19 protein-coding genes are annotated in these 21,642 nt (G+C 67.4%); 5 read left to right on the forward strand and 14 right to left on the reverse strand.

Features of this window, described 5'->3' with window-relative positions; all coding sequences use genetic code 11:
* Positions 1-235: 235 nt before the first annotated feature.
* The 12 genes from flgL to ACYKG1_RS10110 form a co-directional block, all read right to left on the reverse strand.
* Positions 236-1,438: a flagellar hook-associated protein FlgL gene (gene flgL / locus ACYKG1_RS10055; RefSeq protein WP_478472581.1), complete on the reverse strand. Its 1,203-nt coding sequence runs from the start codon at positions 1,436-1,438 to the stop codon at positions 236-238.
* Entirely contained in the window at positions 1,435-3,315 is a 1,881-nt protein-coding gene (gene flgK, locus ACYKG1_RS10060; protein WP_478472582.1) for a flagellar hook-associated protein FlgK, read from the reverse strand. The genes flgL and flgK overlap by 4 nt, the downstream gene beginning before the upstream one ends.
* An 8-nt stretch (positions 3,316-3,323) precedes the next feature.
* Positions 3,324-4,523, reverse strand: a complete 1,200-nt coding sequence (flgJ, locus tag ACYKG1_RS10065; protein ID WP_478472583.1) for a flagellar assembly peptidoglycan hydrolase FlgJ — start codon at positions 4,521-4,523, stop codon at positions 3,324-3,326.
* A gap of 1 nt (position 4,524) precedes the next feature.
* Positions 4,525-5,661: a flagellar basal body P-ring protein FlgI gene (locus ACYKG1_RS10070; RefSeq protein ID WP_100472211.1), complete on the reverse strand. Its 1,137-nt coding sequence runs from the start codon at positions 5,659-5,661 to the stop codon at positions 4,525-4,527.
* 2 nt (positions 5,662-5,663) lie between these two features.
* Positions 5,664-6,356 (reverse strand): flagellar basal body L-ring protein FlgH, encoded by a 693-nt coding sequence (gene flgH, locus ACYKG1_RS10075; protein ID WP_087922490.1) that lies wholly within the window; start codon positions 6,354-6,356, stop codon positions 5,664-5,666.
* 22 nt (positions 6,357-6,378) lie between these two features.
* Positions 6,379-7,164: a flagellar basal-body rod protein FlgG gene (gene flgG / locus ACYKG1_RS10080; RefSeq protein WP_087922491.1), complete on the reverse strand. Its 786-nt coding sequence runs from the start codon at positions 7,162-7,164 to the stop codon at positions 6,379-6,381.
* Between the two features lie 103 nt (positions 7,165-7,267).
* A complete protein-coding gene (locus ACYKG1_RS10085; protein ID WP_087922492.1) occupies positions 7,268-8,017 on the reverse strand; it encodes a flagellar basal body rod protein FlgF in 750 nt (249 codons plus the stop codon).
* A 32-nt stretch (positions 8,018-8,049) separates the two neighbouring features.
* Positions 8,050-9,273, reverse strand: a complete 1,224-nt coding sequence (flgE, locus tag ACYKG1_RS10090) for a flagellar hook protein FlgE (RefSeq protein WP_087922493.1) — start codon at positions 9,271-9,273, stop codon at positions 8,050-8,052.
* 32 nt (positions 9,274-9,305) lie between these two features.
* Entirely contained in the window at positions 9,306-9,989 is a 684-nt protein-coding gene (locus ACYKG1_RS10095; protein ID WP_087922494.1) for a flagellar hook assembly protein FlgD, read from the reverse strand.
* A gap of 23 nt (positions 9,990-10,012) precedes the next feature.
* Complete coding sequence (flgC, locus tag ACYKG1_RS10100; protein WP_478472584.1) at positions 10,013-10,420, reverse strand: flagellar basal body rod protein FlgC; 408 nt, start codon at positions 10,418-10,420, stop codon at positions 10,013-10,015.
* A gap of 3 nt (positions 10,421-10,423) precedes the next feature.
* Positions 10,424-10,819 carry a flagellar basal body rod protein FlgB gene (flgB, locus tag ACYKG1_RS10105; RefSeq protein WP_005409576.1) on the reverse strand — a complete coding sequence of 132 codons (396 nt, stop codon included), beginning with the start codon at positions 10,817-10,819 and terminating at the stop codon, positions 10,424-10,426.
* A gap of 150 nt (positions 10,820-10,969) precedes the next feature.
* The gene (locus ACYKG1_RS10110) at positions 10,970-11,914 is read right to left on the reverse strand and encodes a chemotaxis protein (RefSeq protein WP_014037130.1); all 945 of its coding nucleotides are present in this window, start codon (positions 11,912-11,914) and stop codon (positions 10,970-10,972) included.
* Between the two features lie 143 nt (positions 11,915-12,057).
* Between ACYKG1_RS10110 and flgA the strand changes: the two genes are divergently transcribed.
* The 4 genes from flgA to ACYKG1_RS10130 all read left to right on the forward strand — a co-directional run bounded on the left by flgA (position 12,058) and on the right by ACYKG1_RS10130 (position 14,742).
* Positions 12,058-12,714: a flagellar basal body P-ring formation chaperone FlgA gene (flgA, locus tag ACYKG1_RS10115; protein ID WP_478472585.1), complete on the forward strand. Its 657-nt coding sequence runs from the start codon at positions 12,058-12,060 to the stop codon at positions 12,712-12,714.
* Positions 12,715-12,789: 75 nt separating this feature from the next.
* A complete protein-coding gene (flgM, locus tag ACYKG1_RS10120) occupies positions 12,790-13,095 on the forward strand; it encodes a flagellar biosynthesis anti-sigma factor FlgM (protein ID WP_005409579.1) in 306 nt (101 codons plus the stop codon).
* A complete protein-coding gene (locus ACYKG1_RS10125; protein ID WP_014037132.1) occupies positions 13,092-13,430 on the forward strand; it encodes a FlgN family protein in 339 nt (112 codons plus the stop codon). Before flgM ends, ACYKG1_RS10125 begins: the two co-directional genes overlap by 4 nt.
* 91 nt (positions 13,431-13,521) lie before the next feature.
* Positions 13,522-14,742: an ATP-binding protein gene (locus tag ACYKG1_RS10130; protein ID WP_100472215.1), complete on the forward strand. Its 1,221-nt coding sequence runs from the start codon at positions 13,522-13,524 to the stop codon at positions 14,740-14,742.
* A gap of 93 nt (positions 14,743-14,835) precedes the next feature.
* On the opposite strand, the gene ACYKG1_RS10135 is transcribed toward ACYKG1_RS10130, so the two are convergent.
* Both ACYKG1_RS10135 and ACYKG1_RS10140 read right to left on the reverse strand, forming a co-directional pair.
* The gene (locus ACYKG1_RS10135) at positions 14,836-16,608 is read right to left on the reverse strand and encodes an EAL domain-containing protein (RefSeq protein WP_100472216.1); all 1,773 of its coding nucleotides are present in this window, start codon (positions 16,606-16,608) and stop codon (positions 14,836-14,838) included.
* 4 nt (positions 16,609-16,612) lie between these two features.
* A complete protein-coding gene (locus ACYKG1_RS10140) occupies positions 16,613-18,715 on the reverse strand; it encodes a sensor histidine kinase (protein WP_478472586.1) in 2,103 nt (700 codons plus the stop codon).
* A gap of 130 nt (positions 18,716-18,845) precedes the next feature.
* On the opposite strand from ACYKG1_RS10140, the gene ACYKG1_RS10145 reads away from it, so the two are divergent.
* Positions 18,846-21,605 (forward strand): bifunctional diguanylate cyclase/phosphodiesterase, encoded by a 2,760-nt coding sequence (locus ACYKG1_RS10145; protein WP_262226500.1) that lies wholly within the window; start codon positions 18,846-18,848, stop codon positions 21,603-21,605.
* Positions 21,606-21,642: the final 37 nt, after the last annotated feature.

Here is a 21,642-nt window from a genome sequence, read left to right on the forward strand (position 1 = left end):
CTTGGTCGGGCGTGAAGGCGACCCCGGAAGGGGCGGTTGGGCATGCCCAACCAGCGCTGATGAAGGTATCGGCGGGGCAGGGCCGGGCTTGATGGGAAATCACGGAAAATGCACCGGGGCACCTTTCCGGTAGCGCCGTGACACGCCCGGCGAGCGCGAGGGAATGGGCACGCAGGAACGAAAAAGGCCGCGATGCAGGGCATCGCGGCCTTCAGAGGGTGGCGCTTGGGAAGCGTCAGCGGAGCTTGTTGAACAGCGACATCGACTGCATCTGCGAGAAGATCGTCTGTGCCGCCTGCAGCGCGGTGCTCTGCAGCTGGTACTGGCTCAGCGCGTCGGCGTAATCCAGGTCGCGCATCTGCGACAGCGTGGTCTTCAGGGTCACGCCATTGGCCTCGCGCATGTCGGCCGCATTGTCCAGGGCCTTCAACTGCGCACCGCCGGCAGCGCGTGAATCGATCATCCGCTCGGAGGCGCGTGCCACGTCGCGCAGTGCACTCTGCAGCTGGTTCTGCTGCGCGGTCATCTGCGCGGTGGTGCCGGTGTCGGCACCCAGCGCTGCCACCAGGTTGTCCATGGTGGCGAAGATGTCGCGGCTGCTGGCGGCCTGCACGCTGAAGCTGTCGCCCGCCGCCGGTGCGCCGGTGATGCGAAGGCGGACACCATTCACTTCCAGATCGTCGCCGGCCTTGTAGGTGCCGGTGCCGGTCACGTTGCCTGCGCCGTCCACCACTTCGTACTGGTTGCCGGTGGTGAAACGGACGCTGAAGCCCTGGCCGTTCCAGCTGTCGCTGCCGTCGCGGGTGACGTTGGTCAGCACGCCGTTGCCGGTGTTGCCGGCCGCGGCGCTGCCGTCAACGAAGCCATCGCCGGTGGGAATGCGCATGAAGATCTCGCTGCCGGGCAGGGCATCGCGCACATAGGTATCGGGGCCGACTTCGATCTGGCGCTGGGTCTGGTCGCCGCGGTAGACGACCTTGCCGTTGATCTTGGCAAACGGCGGGTCGCCATCGTTGGTGCCGCCGAACACGAAGCGGCCGGTGCCATCGTCGGCGTTGGCCAGCGACAGCAGGCCGTCGCGGATCTGGTTGACCTCGGTGATCAGCGTCTTCTTATCGGCCGCGCTCAGCGCTGGATTGCTGGCCTGGATGGTCAGATCGTTGACGCGTGCCATCAGGTCGTTGACCTGCGCCAGGGTGTTTTCCTGTACCCCCAGGCGGTTCTGCACGTTGCCGGCGTTGAGCTTCATGCGATCCAGTGCGGCCAGGCTGCGGTCAAGGCCGACCGCGGTACCGGCGGCCACCGGGTCGTCCTTGGCGCTGACGATCTTGCTGCCGGTGGCGATCTGCTGCTCCAGGTGGCTGAGCTTGGCCTGCTTGGCCATCATCAGCGACACGGACTGGTTGAACATCATGCTGGTGGAGATGCGGCTGCTCATCGGCGGACGGCTCCCAGGATGGTCTGGAACATGCTGTCGGCGGTGGAGATCAGCTGCGAGGCGGCCTGGTAGGCCTGCTGCAGCCGCAGCATGTCGGCGGCTTCCTCGTCCAGGTTCACGCCGGACACTTCATCGCGGGCTTCCTGCGCCTTGTCATTGATCACCAGCTGCGCGTCGAGCGAGTACTCGGCCGAGCGCGCGGCGGCGCCAACCTGGGTGGTCAGGCCACCCAGTGCACCGTTCAGTGTCACCGTCCCGGCATTGAACGCCTTTGCGCTTTCCACCTTGGCCAGCTTGGAGGCGTTGCTGTTGTCCGATGAGCCGGCCGGGGTCGGGGTGATGTTGAAGGTATCGCCCACCTTCGGCGCGCCGTCCAGCACGAAGCTCCAGCCGTTGGCACTGATGGTCTGGCCGGGCGTGTAGGTCTGCGGCGGGCCACCGTCGATGGTGTAGGTGGTGGCCGAGGTGAACACGATCGCCGAGGGATTGCGCAGGTTGGCGTTGGTCGAATCGGTGACGGTAACACCGCTCAGTTTGCCTGTGCCGGTGTTGGCGGTGGCGGCCGCGCCCTTCACCGCAGCGGCCGCAGCGATGCGCGACGGATCGGTGATCGCCATTTCCAGGCTGCCGGCCACGCCGGCGGTCGGCTGCAGCAGGAAGCGGTCGTTTTCCGCCGGCGTTCCGCCCACCACCAGCTGCACACCGTTGATCACCAGCGGGTCGGCGGCGGTGCCGGTACCGGTCAGCGGAATGCTGGCGCCGGTGTCGGCACGGCTGGCCTTCCAGTTGGTGCCATCGAACTGCAGCACCACGTTCTGCGCATCCAGCTTGCCCAGGTCGCCATAGGTTGCGCTGAGGCTGGCGGTGCCGGCATTGCTGTTGTTGGCGGTGACACGCGGGTTGCCGATGTTGAAGAAGTCGCCGCCCATCTGGCCATACAGGTCCACGCCCTGGTGGTGCGCCTGGTTGAAGCTTTCGGCCAGGCCCACCGCCAGCTTGCCCAGTTCAGCCTGGGCAGGGGTCAGCACGGTGTCGCGGAACTCCAGCAGGCCGCCGATCTGGCCGCCGACCGCCTTCGGGTCGAGGCGGATGGTGTTGCCCTGGGTTTCCAGTGCCAGCTGCAGGCGCTCGGGCTGGTACGGATCGGCCACGGTGGTGACCTTGGTCGCCGTGGTACCCACCACCAGCGCGTTGCCGCCGGCGGTGTAGACATTCATGATGCCGCCGTCCTGGATCACCGCCGTGCCACCGGTGTAGCCGATCAGCTGGGTGATCAGCTGGTCGCGGCGGTCGAGCAGGTCGGGTGCAGCAGAGGCGATGTTGGTGCCGATGGCGCCGTTGATCTGCGCGATTTCCTGCGCCAGGCGGTTGACCTCGGTGGCACCGGCCAGCAGGCCGTTGTTGACCTCGCTGTTGAGGTTGTTCAGGTGCGTGTTGAGCTGTACGAAGCGGTTGGCCAGGGCCTTGCCGCCGTCGAGCATGTTCTGGCGGTCGGCGGTGCCGGCCGCGTTGGACGACAGTCCGCTGACCGAATCGAAGAAGTTCGACCAGACGCCGGCCACGTTGGTTGCCGCATCGGAGAACAGGGCATTGACCCGGTCGGCCATGCCCGATAGCTGCTTCAGGCGCGCCAGTTCACCGCTGCTGTCGAGCAGGCGCGAGATCGCCAGCTGGTCGGCCGTGCGGCGGATATCAGTGATGCGGGTGCCATTGCCGACCGTGCCATAGCCGTAGTTCTGTGGATCGGCGGTGGCGAAGTTGACCTTCTGCCGGCTGTAGCCGGGCGTATTGAGGTTGGCCACGTTGTGGCTGGTGGTCGCCAACGCACGCTGGAAGGCGAGCAGGGCACCGGTACCGGTGGAAAGTACGCTGGACATGGTGTTCCTCAACGACGAGTGATACCCAGCGCCGCGGTCGCGGTGCTGGCGAAGGTCTGGCCAAGGCGCGAGCCGGCGTCGGCCACGGCGGCGACGGCGCGCTCGATGGTCGGGCCACCGGCGATCGCGGCGATCTTGGCGGCGTAGCGCGGATCGGTGGCATAGCCGGCGCGCTGCAGGCCACGGGCGAAGCCCTGCACGTCGGTGCCGGCCTGCAGGGCCTGCTGGTAGCGCGGGCTGGTCTTCAGCAGGCGCACGTAGTCGGCGAAGCTTTCGGCCGGCGAGCTGTAGGCGCGGAAGCTGGCGGTCTCGTTGCGGCGCACGCCATCCACATACTCATGGGTGCCGGCCGTGGCGCGCTGGCCGTTCCAGCCATTGGCCTTGATGCCGAAGAGGTTGTGCGAGGTGCTGCCGTCGGCATGCTTGATGTGCCGCTTGCCCCAACCGGTTTCCAATGCCGCCTGGGCGACGAGCGCACGGGCGTCCACGCCCAGTTCCCTGGCCGCGCTCTGTGCGTGCTGCCAGATGCTGGCGACGAAACCTTCCGGCGTGTGCGCGCCCAGCTGGGCGACGGCGGTGCGGGTCGCCATCGCATCGGCCGGGCTCATGGCCGTACCGCGATTGCTGGCCGTCGCCGACCACTGGTCGCTGTTGGCGGACCAGTCCTCCCCCTGCAGGTTGCCGATGTATGGATCCTCGGTGCCCAGCGAGCGGTGCAGGCTGCTGCTTTCGCGGCCGGCGATCAGGTCCAGTGCCTGCTCCATCGGTGCCAGCGCGGCCTGTGCGCCGTGCTGTGCGCCGGCTGCCATCTGCTGCAGCATGCGCACGGCCTGGCTGCCATCTTCCAGCGGCAGCGACGGTGCGGGCTTTGCCGGCGCGTTGAGTTGATAGGCGCGGCTGGCCTTGGCCGGGTCCACGCGCGTGTCCAGCGCCGGGCCGTCGGCGGTCTGACCGGACAGCTGGCGGGTGATCATGCCGGACAGGCCCAGACCCTTGCCGCGGGTCATGGCCTCGGCGATCTTCTGGTCATACATGTCGCGGAACATCTTGTTCTCGCCGGGAAACAGCGAGTCGCCGAAGCTGGCATCGCGCATGCTCTTGACCAGCATCTGTGCGAACTGGCCTTCCAGCTGGCGCGCGACCTTGTCGATCCTGGCCGGGTCGTTCTGCTGCGCCGGGTGCAGATCAAATGCGGGATTGATGCGCATGTCAGATCACCTCGAGCTCGGCGCTCAGTGCACCGGCCTGCTTCAGGGCTTCCAGGATCGCGATCAGGTCGCCCGGTGCCGCGCCCACGGCGTTCACCGCGTGCACGATCTCGTCCAGGGTGGTGCCGCCGCTGAACTTGAACATGCGGCTGCCATCGTTGGTGGCGGTAATGGTCGACTGCGGGCTGGCCACGGTACGGCCGCCGGACAGGGCATTGGGCTGGCTGACGTTGGTGTTTTCCTGGATCGTCACCGTCAGCGAACCATGCGAGATGGCGGCCGGGCCGACCCGTACCTGCTGGCCGATGACCACGGTGCCGGTGCGCGAATTGACCACTACCTTGGCCGGGGCGCTGCCCGGGGTCAGCTCCAGGTTCTCGATGCGCGCCAGCAGGCCGATGCGTGCGCCGGGATCGGTCGGTGCAGTGACCGCCACGGTCACGCCGTCAACCGCGCGCGCGGCGCCTTCGCCGAACGCGTTGTTGAGCGCGGCGACCATGCGCGAGACTGTAGTGAAATCGTTGTTGTGCAGGTTCAGGGTGATGTCGCCGCCATTGGCGAGCGGATCGGGCAGGGCACGTTCAACCGTGGCGCCATTGGGGATGCGACCGACGCTGGGCACGTTCACCGAGACGCGCGAGCCATCCTTGCCCTGCGCGCCAAAGCCGCCCACGATCAGGTTGCCCTGCGCGATGGCATAGATCTGCCCGTCGGCGCCGCGCAGCGGGGCCATCAGCAGCGAGCCGCCGCGCAGTGACACCGCGTTGCCGATCGAGGATACGGTGATGTCGATCGGCTGGCCCGGCTTGGCGAACGGCGGCAGCTCGGCATGGATCGCCACGGCTGCCACGTTCTTCAGCTGCGGGTTGACGTTCGCTGGCACGTTCACGCCCAGCTCGCCGAGCAGGTTCTTCAGGCTCTGCACGGTGAAGGGTGCCTGGCTGGTGCGGTCGCCGCTGCCGTCCAGGCCGACCACCAGGCCGTAGCCCACCAGTGCATTGCCGCGCACGCCACCGACCTGGGCCAGGTCCTTGATGCGCTCGGCGCTGGCCGGGGCTGCCATTGCCAGCAGCATCAGTGCGACGAACGACGCCACGCGGCGCTGCCAGGAAGAAGAGAGGAAGAGTTTCATGGCCATGCTCAGAACGGCGTCAGGCCGGAGTTGAAGAAGCGGCTCAGCCAGCCCATTGCGTTGGACTGCGCGACCGGGCCGCGGCCGCCATAGACGATGCGGGCTTCGGCCACGCGGCTGGAAGGAATGGTGTTGTCCTGGCTGATGTCACCGGGGCGCACGATGCCCTGCACCTGCACCAGTTCATCGCCCTGGTTCAGGCGCAGGTTCTTCTGCCCCTGTACCACCAGGTTGCCGTTGGGCAGGCGCTGGATCACCGTGACCGTGACGTTGCCCTGCAGGCGGTTGCTCTGCGCGCTGTTGCCCTTGCCGGTGAAGTCACGCGCGCCCTTGGCCGTGGCACTCAGGATGTCCTTGCCGCCCAGGGTGACCGGGGCGCCGAGGATGGACGGGGTGCCCAGGCTCAGGTTGGATTCCTTGTTGGTGGCGGTGTTGGCACTGGTCTGCGCGGTGGTGTTTTCCAGCAGGGTGATGGTCAGCAGGTCGCCGACGTCGCGCGCGCGGCGGTCCGAGTACAGCTGCAGGGTCGGGCCGGCGGCGTAGATCGCGCCGGCGGTCGGCGCGGCCTGCGGCGGCATGATCGGCTGGATCGGCGCCATCGCCGGATAGGGGCGCACGTCGCCCGCGATCACGCAGCCACCGAGCAGGGCGGGCACGACGCAGGCAAGGGCAGTGCGGGTGAGTTTGAAGAAGGGCGACATGGCGGGTTCCCGGTTGGGCCGGTCAGATCTTGTTGTTGAGGTAGCCGAGCATCGAGTCGGTGGTGGAGATCGCCTTGGCATTCATCTCGTAGGCGCGCTGGGTTTCGATCATCGACACCAGCTCTTCGACCACATTGACGTTGCTGCCTTCCAGCGCACCCTGTACCACGGTGCCGAGGCCGTTCAGTCCGGGGTTGCCGTTCTGCGCCGGGCCCGATGCGGTGGTTTCCAGGAACAGGTTCTCGCCACGTGCCTGCAGGCCGGCCGGGTTCACGAAGTCGGTCAGGGTCAGCGCGCCCACTTCCACCGATGCGGCGTCGTCGGCCATCTTCACGCTGATGGTGCCGTCGCTGCCGATGGTGACCGACTGCGCGCCCTCGGGAATCTGGATGCCCGGCTGCACCGGGTAGCCGCTGTTGGTGACCAGCTCGCTGTCCTGGTTGATCTTGAACGAGCCATCACGGGTATAGGCCGAGCTGCCATCCGGCATCTGCACTTCGAAGAAGCCGCGGCCGTTGACCATCACGTCCAGCGCGCGGCCGGTCTGCTGCTGGCCACCCTGTTCGAAATTCTTGGCGGTGGCGACCACGCGCACACCGGTACCCAGCTGCAGGCCGGTCGGCAGCTGGGTCTGCGCCGACGAAGAGCCGCCGGGCTGGCGCACCTGCTGGTACAGCAGGTCCTCGAAGCTGGCACGGTCCTGCTTGAAGCCGGTGGTGTTGGTGTTGGCGAGGTTGTTGGAAACCACCGACATGCGCATCTGCTGCGCATCCAGTCCGGTTTTCGCGATCCACAATGCCTGGTTCATCTTCGGTGTCCTGTCTGGGTGAAGCCGGCCGCGCGATGCGGCCCTTGGTAGCGGGTGTGCAAGCGGTGTGCCAGCGCCGCGCCCGGGCGGCGCCGGAATTCCGTCAGCTGCCCAGGCGCAGCAGGCTGTTGGCACTGCGCGCGTTGTCGTCGCCGTGCTTGATCACCTGCACCTGCATTTCGTACTGGCGCTGCAGCTGGATCATCTGCACCAGTGCACCGGCGGCATCGACGTTGCTGCCTTCCAGCTGGCCGCTGTGCACGGCGGTGCCCTGCGCCGGGGCGAACGGCTGGCGCGGGTCGGTGTTGCGGAACAGGCCATCCAGGCCACGCTCGAGGCGCTCGTCCGGTGCCTGCACCACCTTGATCCGGCCGATCTGCGCCATCGTCTGCGGGCCTTCGCCCTGCGGGATGATCGAGATCGTACCGTCGCCGCCGATCTCCATCGCCTGGTAGGGCGGAATGGCGATCGGGTTGTTGTTGTCATCCAGTACCGTGCGGCCGCCGGAGGTCACCAGCTGGCCGTTGGGTGTCACCGACAGCGCCGCGCCGCGCGTGTACGCTTCGCTGCCGTCGCTTGCCTGCACCGCCAGCCAGGTGCCGCTCTGCAGGGCAAGGTCCAGCGGCTTGCCGGTGATGTGCTGCGCGCCGGGCCGGCGGTTGAAGCCGGCGTCGACGTGCAGCGCATCCACCCGCGAGGCAAAGCCCGGGCCCTTGATCGGGAAGGCTTCGGTGTTGGCCAGCGCTTCCTTGAAGCCAGGGGTGTCCGAGTTGGCGAGGTTGTGGCTGAGCGTTCCCTGCGCCTGCAGGGAGGCGCGGGCACCGGTCATCGCCACGTAAAGGGCTTTATCCATGCGGGGAGTTCCGTGACAGGGTCAGCCGCTCATCAACGGATGTTGATGACGGTCTGGGTGATCTGGTCCTGGGTGGTGATCATCTGCGCGTTGGCCTGGAAGTTGCGCTGCGCGGTGATCATGTTGACCAGCTGCTCGGTGAGATCGACGGTGGACGCTTCCAGCGAGCCGGCCTGGATCTTGCCGAGGTTGGAGGTGTCCGGCATGCCGGTGCGCGGCGTGCCCGATTCGAAGGTCTCCACCCACAGGTTGTTGCCCTTCGATTCCAGGCCCTGCGTGTTGTTGAAGGTGGTCAGTGCGACCTGGCCCAGCGGCTTGTCGTCGCCGTTGGAATAGCGGGCGTAGACCACGCCGGATTCGGACACGGTCACTTCGTTGAGCTTGCCCGCGGCGTAGCCGTCCTGCTGGGTGTTGCGCAGCGCGAACTTCTCGCCGTACTGGGTCGAGCCACTGATATCCAGCGTCATGTTCAACTGGCCGGCACCGGTGGTCGGGGTGAAGGTGCCGAGGCTGACCTTGCCGTCGGCCGGTGCGACCAGCTTGCCGCTGTTGTCGAAGGTGACCGGGGTGGGTGCGCCTGCCGGCTGGCCATCGACGTAATTGCGCACGGTCCATTCGTTGGGGTTGGCGCCTTTCACGAAGTACGAGACCTGGATGTGGCTCACGCCCAGCGAGTCGTACACGGTAATGCCACCGCTGGAGTGGTTGTAGCTGTTCGAATCGGTCGGGTCGAAGGTCGCCACCGTCGGTTGCTTGGCGTTGGCCGGCAGGGTGAAGCCAACCTTCACTTCGCTGGTCTGCTTCGGCGGGCTGTCGGTGGTCAGCAGCTGCAGGTCGACCAGCCGGCCGGCATCGAAGTTGGTGCCATCGGCGTTCGGCGCGAACACCTGCAGGCGCGCACCCTGCGGGTTCACAACATAGCCGGCCGAGTCGGTCTGGAAGTTGCCGGCACGCGAGTACACGCGCGAACCATTCATGTTCATGGTGAAGAAGCCTTCACCGGAAATGGCCATGTCCAGGCTGCGCCCGGTCTGCTCGTTGTGGCCCTGGATGAACTGCTGGGCGACGTTGGAAACACGCACGCCCGATCCGGTCTGGTTCTTCGACAGGCCGTAGCTGGTCGAAGCGAACAGATCGGCGAACTCCGCGCGCGACTGCTTGAAGCCGGTGGTGTTTACATTGGCGACGTTGTTGGCGGTGACGCTCAGGTCGGTGTTGGCGGCATTGATGCCGGACAGCGAGACATTGAAGCCCATGGGATGCTCCTTGTTGATGCGGAATGTGCGGCTCAGCTGACGCGGAGCACGTAGTCGATCGGGGCCGTGCCCAGGCCCTTGAGGTTCAGGTACAGGCCGTCGGAACCGACGGTCACGCTTTCCACCGGCGCCTGCACGTAGGTGGACAGCTTGGTGCTCTTGCCAGCGGTGTCGACGTGGTTGGCGACGATGGAATACTTGCCCGGTTCCATGCGCTTGCCGTTGGCATCCTTGCCATCCCACTGGAAGGCGGTCTCGCCGGCGGCCTTGGCCTCCACGCTCAGCGAGGTGACCTTGGCGCCGTTGGCATCGGTGATGTCCACGGTGATGATGCCGGCCGACGGCGCGGCCACCGTGCCTTCAACGCTGCCTTCCTTCTCCAGCACCAGTTTCTCCGAAGGCACCAGCACCTGGTGGCCGACCAGCGCCGCACCACGCAGCACCTGGTCGCTGGCCATCGATTCCTGGAAGCCCTTCACCGTCTTGTTCAGATCGGTGATGCCTTGCACAGTGGACATCTGCGCCATCTGCGCGACCATCTGCGTGTTGTCCATCGGCTTCAGCGGATCCTGGTGCTGCAGCTGCTCGGTCATCAGGCGCAGGAAGTCGGCCTGGTCAAGCGTGTTCTTCTTTTTCGTGGCATTGCTGTTGGGGGCATTCAGGCCCAGCGCGGAATAGACGTCCTGGCTGGTCTGGTTGTTGACGGCGGTGGTCATGGCGGTGTCCGGTGCTGCGGGCCTCAGCGGCCCATGGTCAGGGTGGCCAAGGCCAGTTCCTTGGCGGTGGTCAACATCTCCACGCCGGCCTGGTAATTGCGCGAGGTCGAGATCAGGTTGACCATCTGCGCCACCGGATCGACGTCGGGCTGGTAGATGTAGCCATCGGCGTCGGCCAGCGGATGACCCGGCTCGTAGCGCTTGATCGGCGCGGCCTCGCTCTGGCTGATCTCCTTCACCTTCACCGAGGTGACGTTCGGATCGTTCCTGCTGGTGACGGCCTGGAAAATCGGTTCCAGCGGCTTGTACACGGCGTCGGCGGAACCGGCGACGGTGTCGGCGTTGGAGAGGTTGGAGGCGATGGTGCTCATGCGCACCGACTGCGCCTGCAGTGCGGAGCCGGCGATATCGAAGATCGGCAGGTTGCTCATGGCTTATTGCCCCGTGATCGCGGTCAGCATGGAGCGCACCTTGCTCTCGACGAAGCTGAGCGAGGCGCGGTATTCCAGTGCGGCGCGACCATAGGCGGCACGCTCGGCATCGGGGTCGACGGTGTTGCCGTCCAGGCTGGGCTGCACGCCTTCGCGCGCGATCTGGAACGGGTTCAGGCCACTACTGATCTCGTAGTGCTGCTCATGGGTGGTGGCCATCAGGCCGTTGGCATCCTGCCCCTGGGCGTGGCGCAGGGCGGCATCGAAGTCCAGGTCCTGGGCCTTGTAGCCGGGCGTGTCGGCATTGCCGAGGTTGCTGGCGATCAGCTTCATCCGCTGTTCGCGCAACGGCATGGCCTGGGCGTGGACGCCCAGGTAGTCGGTAATCAGGTTGCGCACGGTGCACTCCCACGGGAACGTTGCCCGGGAAGCTGCAAGGGGTGTGCCAAAGGCGTGGGGTCAGATCCCCGCAGGGGCTCTGACCCCGTGGTCGACACGTTGCGATGCGGGATCGGAGCCCGTTCCGGGTTCCGACCCCCGCGGCCGGCCCTACGCCGCCAGCGCCACCTTGCGCAGGCGGTCCAGCACGAAATCAGCCAGTTCGTGCGGCGAGTACTTGGCGACGAAGGCATTGGCGCCGACGCGCTCGACCATGGCGTTGTTGAAGACGCCCGACAGCGAGGTGTGCAGCAGCACGTACAGGCCGGCCAGGCCCGGGTGGCGCCGGATTTCCGTCGTCAGCGTGTAGCCATCCATGGCCGGCATCTCGATGTCGGAGATGACCATGGCGTAGCGCTCGGCCGGGTTCTCGCCCGAGGCGTGGACCTGCAGCAGGTGGTCCAGCGCCTGCTTGCCGTCGGAAAGCAGGGTGGCACCCACGCCCAGCTGGTCCAGCACGCTGCGGATCTGCTGCCGGGCCACGCGCGAGTCGTCCACCACCAGCACCTGCAGCTGCGGGCCGTCGGCGGGCATGGCCATCGCCGGGTCGAGTACCGCTTCACCGCGCACCTGGGCGATATCGGCCAGCACGCTTTCAACGTCGATCACCTGGATCAGCTCACCCTGGAAGCGGGTCACCGCGGTCAGGTAGCTCGACTCGGCGCCCAACTCCGGCGGCGGGTGGATGTCTTCCACCGCGATGTTGACGATGCGCTCCACGCCGCTGACCAGGAACCCCTGGATCGAACGGTTGAATTCGGTGACCACCAGGTAGCCCGGCGAGGTGTCCGCATCGGGCTCGCGCTCGGGGTGGCCGATCGCCAGGCCCAGGTCCAGCACCGGTACCGAGCGGCCGCGCACGTCGGCCACGCCGGAGAACTGGCTGGGCAGCCCGGGCACCTGGAACAGTTCGGGCCGCCGCAGGACTTCCTGAACCTTGAAGACATTGACGCCAAAAAGCTGACGTCCGCCGAGACGGAACAGCAGCAGCGCCAGGCGGTTGTGGCCGGCCAGTCGGGTCCGCTGGTCGATCCGGTTGAGCAGGTCATGGGACATGGCTGCTGTATCGGCGTGGGGGGGGCGGAACTTGAGCGCTTTTGTGGTGTCGAGCATGGCTCGACTCCACAAAAGGCCGTCCCTCGGTCTGGCACACCCCTTGCACGCACCAGGGCCAGGTCTTGCCGATTGAAGGAGGCGCCATGCGCCGGGTCACATCTCTATTCGCCATCGCGCTCGCCGTGGCTGCGCCATGGGCGAGCGCTGCGGACTGGCAGCCGGTGGCCGGCATCCGCACCGCGGCGCTGTCGACGCTGCCGGCGGGCAGTGAAGGCGAAGCGCAGGTGGCCGATGCGCTGCGCCTGCCGAAATGTGGCGGCGCGTTGCAGGTGCAACCCACCGCCAACACCACGGTGGAGGTCAGCTGTCCCGATGCGGGCGGCTGGCGCCTGTTCGTGCCGGTGAAGGTACGACGCAACCAGACCGTGCTGGTGCTCAACCGTGGAATCGGTACTGGAGAAACCCTCACTGCCGCCGATATCACCACTGCCCAGCGTGACGCCGCCCGGATTGCCGGCGCGGTGCTGGCCGATCCCAATGCAGCGATCGGCCGCATCGCCCGCCGTCCGTTGCAGGCCGGAGCCCTGCTGTCGAACAACGACCTGGTGGTCCAGCGTCTCATCAAGCGAGGAGACAATGTGGCCCTGGTGTCGCGTCGCGGCTCGGTCGAGGTCCGCATCGCCGGTCGTGCGATGGGTGATGCAGGTGAGAACGAACGGGTCTCGGTCGAGAACCTTTCCTCGCGGCGGATCGTGCAGGGCACGGTCGATGCCGCAGGTGACGTAATCGTGGCGCGTTGAATTACCGCAGAATATCCCTAAAGATCACGGCCCTGCGGCCGTTATCCCTTGTGAACGGCAACTCCAGGACACCCCATGAGCCAGAAAATCGACGGCAACCTGCAGGTCCCCCAGGCACTGCGCAGTGTGACGACCCCGGCCAACAAGCCCGGCGTCAGCACCGATGCGGCGGCGCGCCCGGTCGAGGCGGCCGACAGTCTGCGCCTGACCGGCGAGGCCACCAATCTGCAGGCCATCGAGCGTGAGCTGACCACCGCCCCGGCGATCGACGCCCAGCGCGTGGCAGCTGTGCGCGAGTCGCTGCAGAACGGCACCTACAAGATCAATCCGGACGCGATCGCATCGCGCATGCTCGATCTGGACCAGCAGCTGCACGGATGACTGCGGCAATGAGCGAGCCGCTGCAGCGTCTCGCCCAGGCCCTGGACGTTGAGCGCCAGGCCCTGGTCGAGCACGACGTGCACGCCCTGATCCGGGCTACCGGCGCCAAGCTGGAAGCGCTGCGTGCGCTGGAAGGCGCGCCACCGGTGGGCGAGGGCGAACAACTGCAGGAACTGGCCGAGCGCAACCGTGCCAACGGCGTGCTGCTGTCGCGCCGCCGCCGCGAGGTGAACTGGGCACTGCGCCAGCTCGGCCGCACCGAAGACGCCTCGGCCTACGACGCCAAGGGCCAGTCGCATACGGTCAGCATCGGACGGCCGCTCGCCGTCGCCTGACGCGACGGCGGTCGCACAACCCCATCAAGCGGGCTGAAGCCCGCTGCACGACCGCGTATATTGGGCGCCTGTTCGAACGCCCCGAGTCGCCGTGTCCGCTGCCAACGCCCTGGTTACCGCCCCCCTTCCGCCACAGCCGGTGCTGCAGGCCCTGCTTGAGCGCCTGCGCGAAGGGCTGCTGCTGTTCACCGAGGACGGGCAGGTGGCCCTGGCCAATCCGGCCGCGCAGAACCTGCTGGCCGGTGGCGAGGAGGGCGGACTGCCGCCGCCGCAGCGCCTGCGCGAACTGCTGCCCCCCGACGCACTGGAGCAGGCCCGCCAGCATGGCCACTGGAATGGCAGCCTGCCGCTGGGCGAGGGCGTGGTCATCGCCCACCTGTACCACCATGGCCCGATCGGCCAAGGCCATTTCCTCGCCCTGTTCCGCCACATTGAAGGGCAGGAAGACTACGAACGCGAACTGCAGCAGCGCCACGCCGAGCTGCGCCAGGCCTACCTGCGCCTCAATGGCACCCAGGAAAAGCTGCTGCAGTCCGAGAAGATGGCCTCGATCGGCCAGCTGGCCGCCGGCGTCGCGCATGAGATCAACAACCCGATCGGTTACGTGCACTCCAACCTGGGCAGCCTGCAGGAGTACCTGCGAAGCCTGTTCACCGTCATCGAAGCCTACGAGCGCGCCCTGCGCGCGCCGGACCCGAAGGCGCTGATTCCGGAGATCGACGACATCCGCGACCGCCTGGACATCGATTTCATCAGCCGCGATCTGCCGCAGCTGATGGCCGAGTCGCGCGAAGGCATCGAGCGCGTCACCCGCATCGTGCGCGACCTGAAGGACTTCTCGTATTCCGGCCGCGACGAGTCGTGGAAGCTGGTCGACCTGCACGCGGGCCTGGAATCGACCATCAACATCATCTGGAACGAACTCAAGTACAAGGTCACCCTGGTGCGCGAGTTCGGCCAGTTGCCGCTGGTGGAGTGCCTGCCGTCGGAGTTGAACCAGGTCTACATGAACCTGCTGCTCAATGCCGGCCATGCCATCGCCGAACGCGGCACGATCACCGTGCGCACCGGCGTCGACGGCGATCACGTATGGGTCGAATTCGAAGACACCGGCGGCGGCATCTCGCCGGAACTGCGCCAGCGCATCTTCGATCCGTTCTTCACCACCAAGCCGGTGGGCAGCGGCACCGGCCTGGGCCTGTCGATCTCCTACAGCATCATCAACAAGCACCACGGCCGCATCGACCTGGACAGCACCCCGGGCGTGGGCTCGCGCTTCCGCGTGGTGCTGCCGGTGAAGCAGCCGCGCTGACCGCACCTGGTAGTGCCGGCCGCTGGCGGCAACCTCATCCCACCAGGTACCCCAGAGCAGCCGGCCGGCGGCCGGCTCTACCGGACGGGACCATCACCGCGGCGGCCGATCCTCGCCACCATCCCCGGCGTCCACCGGCGCCGGGCCGGCATTGCTGCGGCGCTGTTCCTCGTAGGTGCGGAACGCCTGGTGGATGTGCTTGCGCAGCTCGTCGTCGTTCCACGGCTTGGTCAGGAAGCGGTAGATCGCGCCGCGGTTGATCGCATCGGTCACCGTGTTCAGATCGGTGTAGCCCGACAGCACCAGGCGGATCGTGTCCGGGTAGAGCATCTTCACCCGGCCCAGGAATTCGGTGCCGCTCATGTCGCTCATGCGCTGGTCGGACAGAATCACCTGCACGTCGTTGATCGCCAGCAGATCAAAGGCATCACGCACGTTGCCGGCCGCCAGGATGCGGTAGCCATCGCGGCGGAACAGGCGCACCAGCGAGCGCAGCACGTTTTCCTCATCGTCCAGCAACAGCAGCGTCCGGTCCGGGCGCGTTTCGGCGAAGGCCTCCGGGCGCAGGTAGCGGCGGCGCAACGTCATGCCGGCGGCATCGGCCGACATCGGTTCACCGAACAGGTAGCCCTGGAATACATCGCAGTCGTTGCGGCGCAGGAAGCCCAGTTGGGCCTGCGACTCCACGCCGTTGGCGATCACGGTCATGCCCAGCTGGTGGCCCATGGCAATGATCGCGCGCGCGATGGCGGCCTCGCGGTTGCCGGCCGGCGCACTCTTGATGAAGCTGCGGTCGATCTTCAGCTTGTCCACCGGGTAGCGCACCAGTGCGCTGAGGCTGGAGTCGCCGGTGCCGAAGTTGTCCAGGCTCAGGCTGATGCCTTCGTTGCGAAGGTTGGCCAGCGTCTCATGGACGAAATTGACGTTGTTGGTCAGCGCACTCTCGTTGATCTCCAGCGTCAGCATGTGCGCCGGCACGCCCGCAGCCTGCATCAGCGACATCACCTCGGCGAAGAAGTTCGGCCGCAGCAGTTGCAGGGTAGATACGTTCACCGCGATGGTGAAGTCATCGAAGCCCTGGTCGCGCCAAAGCCGCGCCTGCTTCAGCGCGCCTTCCAGCACCCAGGTGCCGATCTGCACGATGATGCCCAGCCGCTCGGCGGTGCGCATGAAGCGTTCCGGCACCAGCATGCCCAGGGTGGGCGACTGCCAGCGCAGCAGCGCCTCCATGCCCACCACATGGCCATCGCGCGCACTCACCAGCGGCTGGTAGCGCAGCTTCAGCTCGCCATTGGGGATGGCATCGACGATCTGGCGGGCGATGATGCTTTCGCTGTGCGCGCTCGGCGGCGTGTCCACCGCATGGATGCGCACCGCATTGCCGCCTTCGCGGGCGGCCTGGTACAGCGCATCTTCCGCATGGTCGAGCAGGCGTGAGGCACTGCTGGCATGCTCCGGGCACAGGCTCACGCCCAGCTTGCCGGTCATGAACAGCGTGTACGGCAGCACCGACAGTGGCAGCTCCATCTGCTGGCGGATCTCTTCGGCGAAATCCTCCGGCAGCGGCAGGTCTGCGGTGCGTGGCACCGCGATCAGGAACTCGTCGCTGCCATGCCGCCACAGCTTGCCGCGACCGCGCAGGTAAGACTGCAGGCGTTGCGCGACCAGCACCAGCGCCTGGTCGCCCACTTCGGCGCTCATGTTCTCGTTGACCGATGCGAAGTGGTCGATGTCCACGTGCATCAGCATCAGCGCGATGCCGCCGGAGGCTGCCTCGGCAACCATGGCCTGCAGCTCGGGGTTGCCGGCGCCAAGGCGGTCGGGGGCATCGTCGATGCTGACCGGGGGCAGGTTCGGATTCCACATAGGCTCAGTATTCCGGTGAATCGACGGCGGCCATGCTGGCCGCCTGGTAGGGGAGGTGGACGTCGATCAGGGTGCCTTCGCCATGCGCGGATTCAATCCGCACGTGGCCACCGACGCTCTGTGCGCGCTCGCGCATCACGATCAGGCCGAGGCCGCGCGGGCCATCCGGATCGAAGCCCTCGCCATCATCGCGGATCTGCAGGTGCAGGCCGCGTTGGCCGACATCGCGCAGCTGCAGCAGTACCTGGCTGGCGCGCGCGTGGCGCAGGGCATTGGTGAGGCTTTCCTGGGCGATGCGGAAGCAGGCCTGTTCAATGCTGTTGTCGGGGCGGTGCGGCAGCGGCTCGATCTCGGCCAGCAGCTCCACCGGCGAGGAGCGGAACAGCACCCGCGCCTGCCAGCTCAGCGCCGCCTCCAGGCCCAGTGCATCCAGCTGCGGCGGGCGCAGCAGGGTGGAGATGTCGCGCAACTTGGCCACGGTGGTGTCGGCCAGGCTGACGATCTGCGCCAGGTCTTCGGCACGGCGCAGCGGGTCATCCTCGTCCTGCGCTGCATAGGCCGACAGCTTGATCGCGGTGATGGCCTGGCCGATGTCATCGTGCAGGTCGCGCGAGATCGCACGACGCTCATCCTCCTGCAGCGAGAACAGCCGCCCAGCCATCGCCTGTAGCTCGCGGTTGCTGGTTTCCAGCGCGCTGCGGGTGCGTTCGGAATCGCTCAGGTCGCGCACGATCAGCAGCTTGCAGTCGCGGCCGCCGTAACGGACTTCGCCCACTGCCAGGCCGGCATGGAAGCTGCGGCCGTCGGCACGCTGCATGGCCACTACGCTGCTGTGGCCCGGACCCAGGTGCGGCTGGCCGGCGCGCAGCTGGCTGCGCACCCGCGGCAGGTCTGCGGCAGCGACCAGTGCCGACAGTGGCTCGCCAAGCAGGGTGTGGCTGCCGTAGCCGAACAAACCAGCGGCCCAGGCGTTGGCGTACAGCACATGCTCGTCGGAGAGGATCACCACGCCGTCGGGCAGCACCCGCACCAGCTCGCGGAACTGTTCCTCGCGCTCGCGCAGAAGGCGCCGCGACTGCTCCCGCTCGGTCACGTCCTGCAGCGTGCCCAGCACGCGGCTGCGGCCCGCTTCATCGATCCCACTGGCGGCGCGCAGGTGCACCATCAGCGCACGGCCGTCCATCGCCAGCAGCGGCAGCAGCACGTCCACCTGCACCGGCTCACCGGAGCACAGCTCGGCCAGCAGCTGTTCGGTCTGGCTGGCGGTGGCCGGGTCGGCCGGCACCAGCAGCTCGTCGAAGCGGTGCCAGCGGCGGGCCTCGGGCGGGCGGCGGCCGAGCAGGCGATAGACCTGGCTGGAATAGCGACCCAGCCCGATGGACGGGTCAAGCTCCCAGGCGCCGATGCGGGCCAGTTCATGGGCCTCCTCCACCCGGGCCAGCGCCTGGTCGCGGCGCAGCTGGGCCAGGTCCTCGGCGGTGCGATCGATGGCGATCAGCAGGCGGGCGTTGTGGCCGTCGTAGCTGATGGCGTTGGAGCGCAGTTCCATCTGCCGCAGCGAACCGTCGCGCAGCTGCAGTTGCGCCCGCAGGATGCACAGCTCCTCGGGCGCCTCGCGTATTGCTTCCAGCTTGGTCTGCAGCGCCTGGTCCTGGCCTGGGGGCCACAAGGCATCGATGGTCTGTTCCAGCAACTCGTCGCGGTCCCAGCCGAAGGTGCTGCAGGCGGCCGGGTTGGCATCCAGGATCGCCAGCGTGTCCAGGTCATAGACGAGGATCGGGCCGGGGTTGCCCTCGAACATCTGCCGCAGGCGCAGCTCCGAGGCCTGCTGGCGCGCATGGGTGTGCAGCACGTGTTCGGCCAGCGGACGCAGCAGCAGATACAGCAGGCCCGCGCTGGCCAGGGCGAAGAACGAACCCTTCAGGCCCTGCCACAGGGCCGCCTGCTGCGGATCGGGCACCAGCGCCTGCACCACGCTGTCGGTGGCGATCATCCATGCAAGTGCCATCACCAGGTAGCTCAGCACTACCCGCCGTCGGTCACGGCTCAGCGCCTGCGCCATCCGTGGGTCGGGAACTGGAGCGTTGCCGGTCGGTTCTGCGGGCATGGACGGGGTGGGTGAAAGGGGCGCCGGTCATCTTACCCCGCAGCGCGCCGTGACCACTCAATTATCCGCCGCAGGCGCCGTTAACCACTGCGTGCCCCGCTGACGGGCGTGTCATCCGGAGCAAGATCGCGTGGACCAAGGGATCATCGCCAGCCTGCTGCAGCACCCGCTTGCGTCGGCGCTGGTCATCGTCGACCGCACGGGCCGCCCGCTGGCGGCCAATCCCGCTGCGCGCGAGCATGGCCTGCCGGCTACCGTAGCCGCGTATGCCCCGATGCTGGAAGATCTGCGCCTGTTGGCCGCTGATGGCGGCATCGTGGCCTGCACGCTGCCAGGTGGCCCGCGCGGGCACTACGACGGTCATCTGCGCGCCGTGCACGACGGCGCCGGCAATCTGCTGGCGTTCACCCTGAGCGTTCCCGAGCCGGTACCGGTCGACGGTGGCGGGCGTTGGGAGCTGGCACTGGACAGCGCCGGGCACAGCCTGTGGGACTGGGACATCCCCAGTGACCGCGTGGCGCGCACGCCGGCGCTGGGCGACGAGACCGCCACCGAAATGCTGTCGCGCGTGCACGGCGAGGACATCGCCCAGGTGCGCGCCGCGCTGGACGAGCACCTGCGAGGGCGAAGCGAGCAGTACAGCGCGCAGTTCCGCTTCCGCCAGGCCGACGGGCAGTGGCGCTGGGTGTTGGATCGCGGCCGCGTGGTCGCGCGCACCGCCGACGGCCAGCCATTGCGCATGGTGGGCACACATACCGATATCGAGCAGCAGAAGCAGCTTGAATCGCTGCTGCAGGAACAACAGCTGCACCTGAGCGAGGCCCAGCGCATCGCCAGCATGGGCAGCTGGTCGTTCGACCCCAACAGCGGTCACTTCTGGTGGTCGCCGGAACTGCGCTCGCTGCTGGCGCTGGGGCAGGGCGCCGTGCCCGGCCAGCGGCGCTGGCTGAAGCAGCTGCACCCGCGTTCCCGGGGTGCGCTGCGCGCGGCATGGCGGCGCCTGTGGCGTGACGGCCGTGCCGCCAATCTCGAGCTGGAGCTGACCCGCGGCCATGAACCTTCGCAGCATCTGCGCCTATGGATGCAGCCGCTGCTGGACATGGACGGGCAGCCCAAGCGCCTGCTCGGCCAGGTGCAGAACATCACCGAGCAGCATCAGACCGACGCGTTGATCCGCTGGCGCACCGAGCTGCTCAACCGGGTTTCCGCGCTGGGCCGCATCGGCGGCTGCGAGATCGAAGTGCAGACCCGGCACATGCAGTGGACCGAGGAGTGTTATCGCATCCACGGCCTGCGCAAGGAACCGATCACGCTGGATCAAGCGCTGGCGCTGTACACCGAGGATTCGCGCCTCGCCTTCGAGGCGGCGCTGGGCCGGATCGCCGCAGGTGGACTGCCCGAGCAGCTGGACCTGTGCTTCTACCGCCAGTCCGGCCTGCGCGTGTGGGTGCAGGTACTGATCGAGCTGGACCGTCGCGATGGCCTGCCGCCGCGCTTCGTGGTGCTGTTCCGTGACATCACCCGCGAGCGCGAGGCCAACGAGCGCATCGAGCTGCTGGCCCACTACGACCTGCTGACCGGCCTGCCCAACCGCGTGCTGCTCGGCGAGCAGACCGCAGAGGCGATCGAGGAGGCGCGCGACCGCGGCACCTCGCTGGCGATGCTGTTCATCGACCTGGACGGCTTCAAGACCATCAACGACAGCTTCGGCCATGCCACCGGCGATGCGCTGCTGAAGGCCGCCGCCACGCGGCTGCACCAGAACCTGCGCAACAACGACCTGTTCGGCCGCTTCAGCGGTGACGAGTTCATCGTGGTGCTGCGTGACCTGGCCGAGCCGGAAGACGCGGGGCATGTCGCCCGCAAGCTGATCGCCTCGCTGGCCGAGCCGCTGCGCCGTGGCGAGACCACCTTGAAGGTCGGCGCCAGTGTCGGCATCGCGATGCTGGGTGATGCCCAGACCGACTTCGATTCACTGCTGCGCGCCGCCGACGCCGCGATGTACGCGGCCAAGGAAGCGGGGCGCAACACCTACCAGTACTACAGCCAGGACGCGCTGGCCCGCATCCAGCGCAGGCTGGAGCTGGAGCACGCCCTGCACGGGGCGATCGAGCGCGAAGAATTCAGCCTGGCCTACCAGCCGTTGCTGCACGCCCACCAGGGCGAGCCGCCCGCGATTGAAGCGCTGCTGCGCTGGCATCGGCCCGGCATCGGCTACTGCAGCCCAGCCGAGTTCATCCCGATTGCCGAAAAATGCGGTGAAATCGTGCGCATCGGCGACTGGGTGCTGAATGAAGCCTGCCGCCAGGCGACCGCCTGGGACCGTGCTGGACTACATTTCGACCGAATCGCGGTCAATGTATCGGCGGTGCAGCTGCGCGACCGCGGGTTCGCCGAACGGGTGATCGAGATCTGCCATGCCCACGGCTGGCCGCCGCAGCGGCTGGAGCTGGAGCTGACCGAGTCGGCGCTGATCCGCGACACCGACATCCTGCGCCATTGCTTCGACGTGCTGGAACGGCACGGCGTACCGCTCGCGGTGGATGACTTCGGTACTGGCTTCTCCAACCTCAATTACCTCAACCGCTTCCCGGTGGGGCGCCTGAAGATCGACCGCAGTTTCGTGCAGGGCATGCTGCACGACTCGGGTACCGCCGAAGTGACCCAGGCCATCGTGCACCTGGGTCACGCGCTGGGCATGAAGGTAGTGGCCGAAGGTGTGGAAACGCACCAGGAAGAAGACATGCTGCGTCGCCAGGGCTGCGACGAAATCCAGGGCTACCTGTACTCGCGGCCGCTCAGCCCGCGCGACCTGGCACAGTGGCTGCGTCAGCAGCACCCGGCACCGGTGCGCACCGACGCCAGCAGCGAAGCGGTGCTGGTGCGCTGACAGCCCGACGCTGGTGTAGTCCAGCTCTGGTGGGTGC

The sequence above is a fragment of the Stenotrophomonas sp. 85239_Sma genome, from assembly GCF_056481725.1.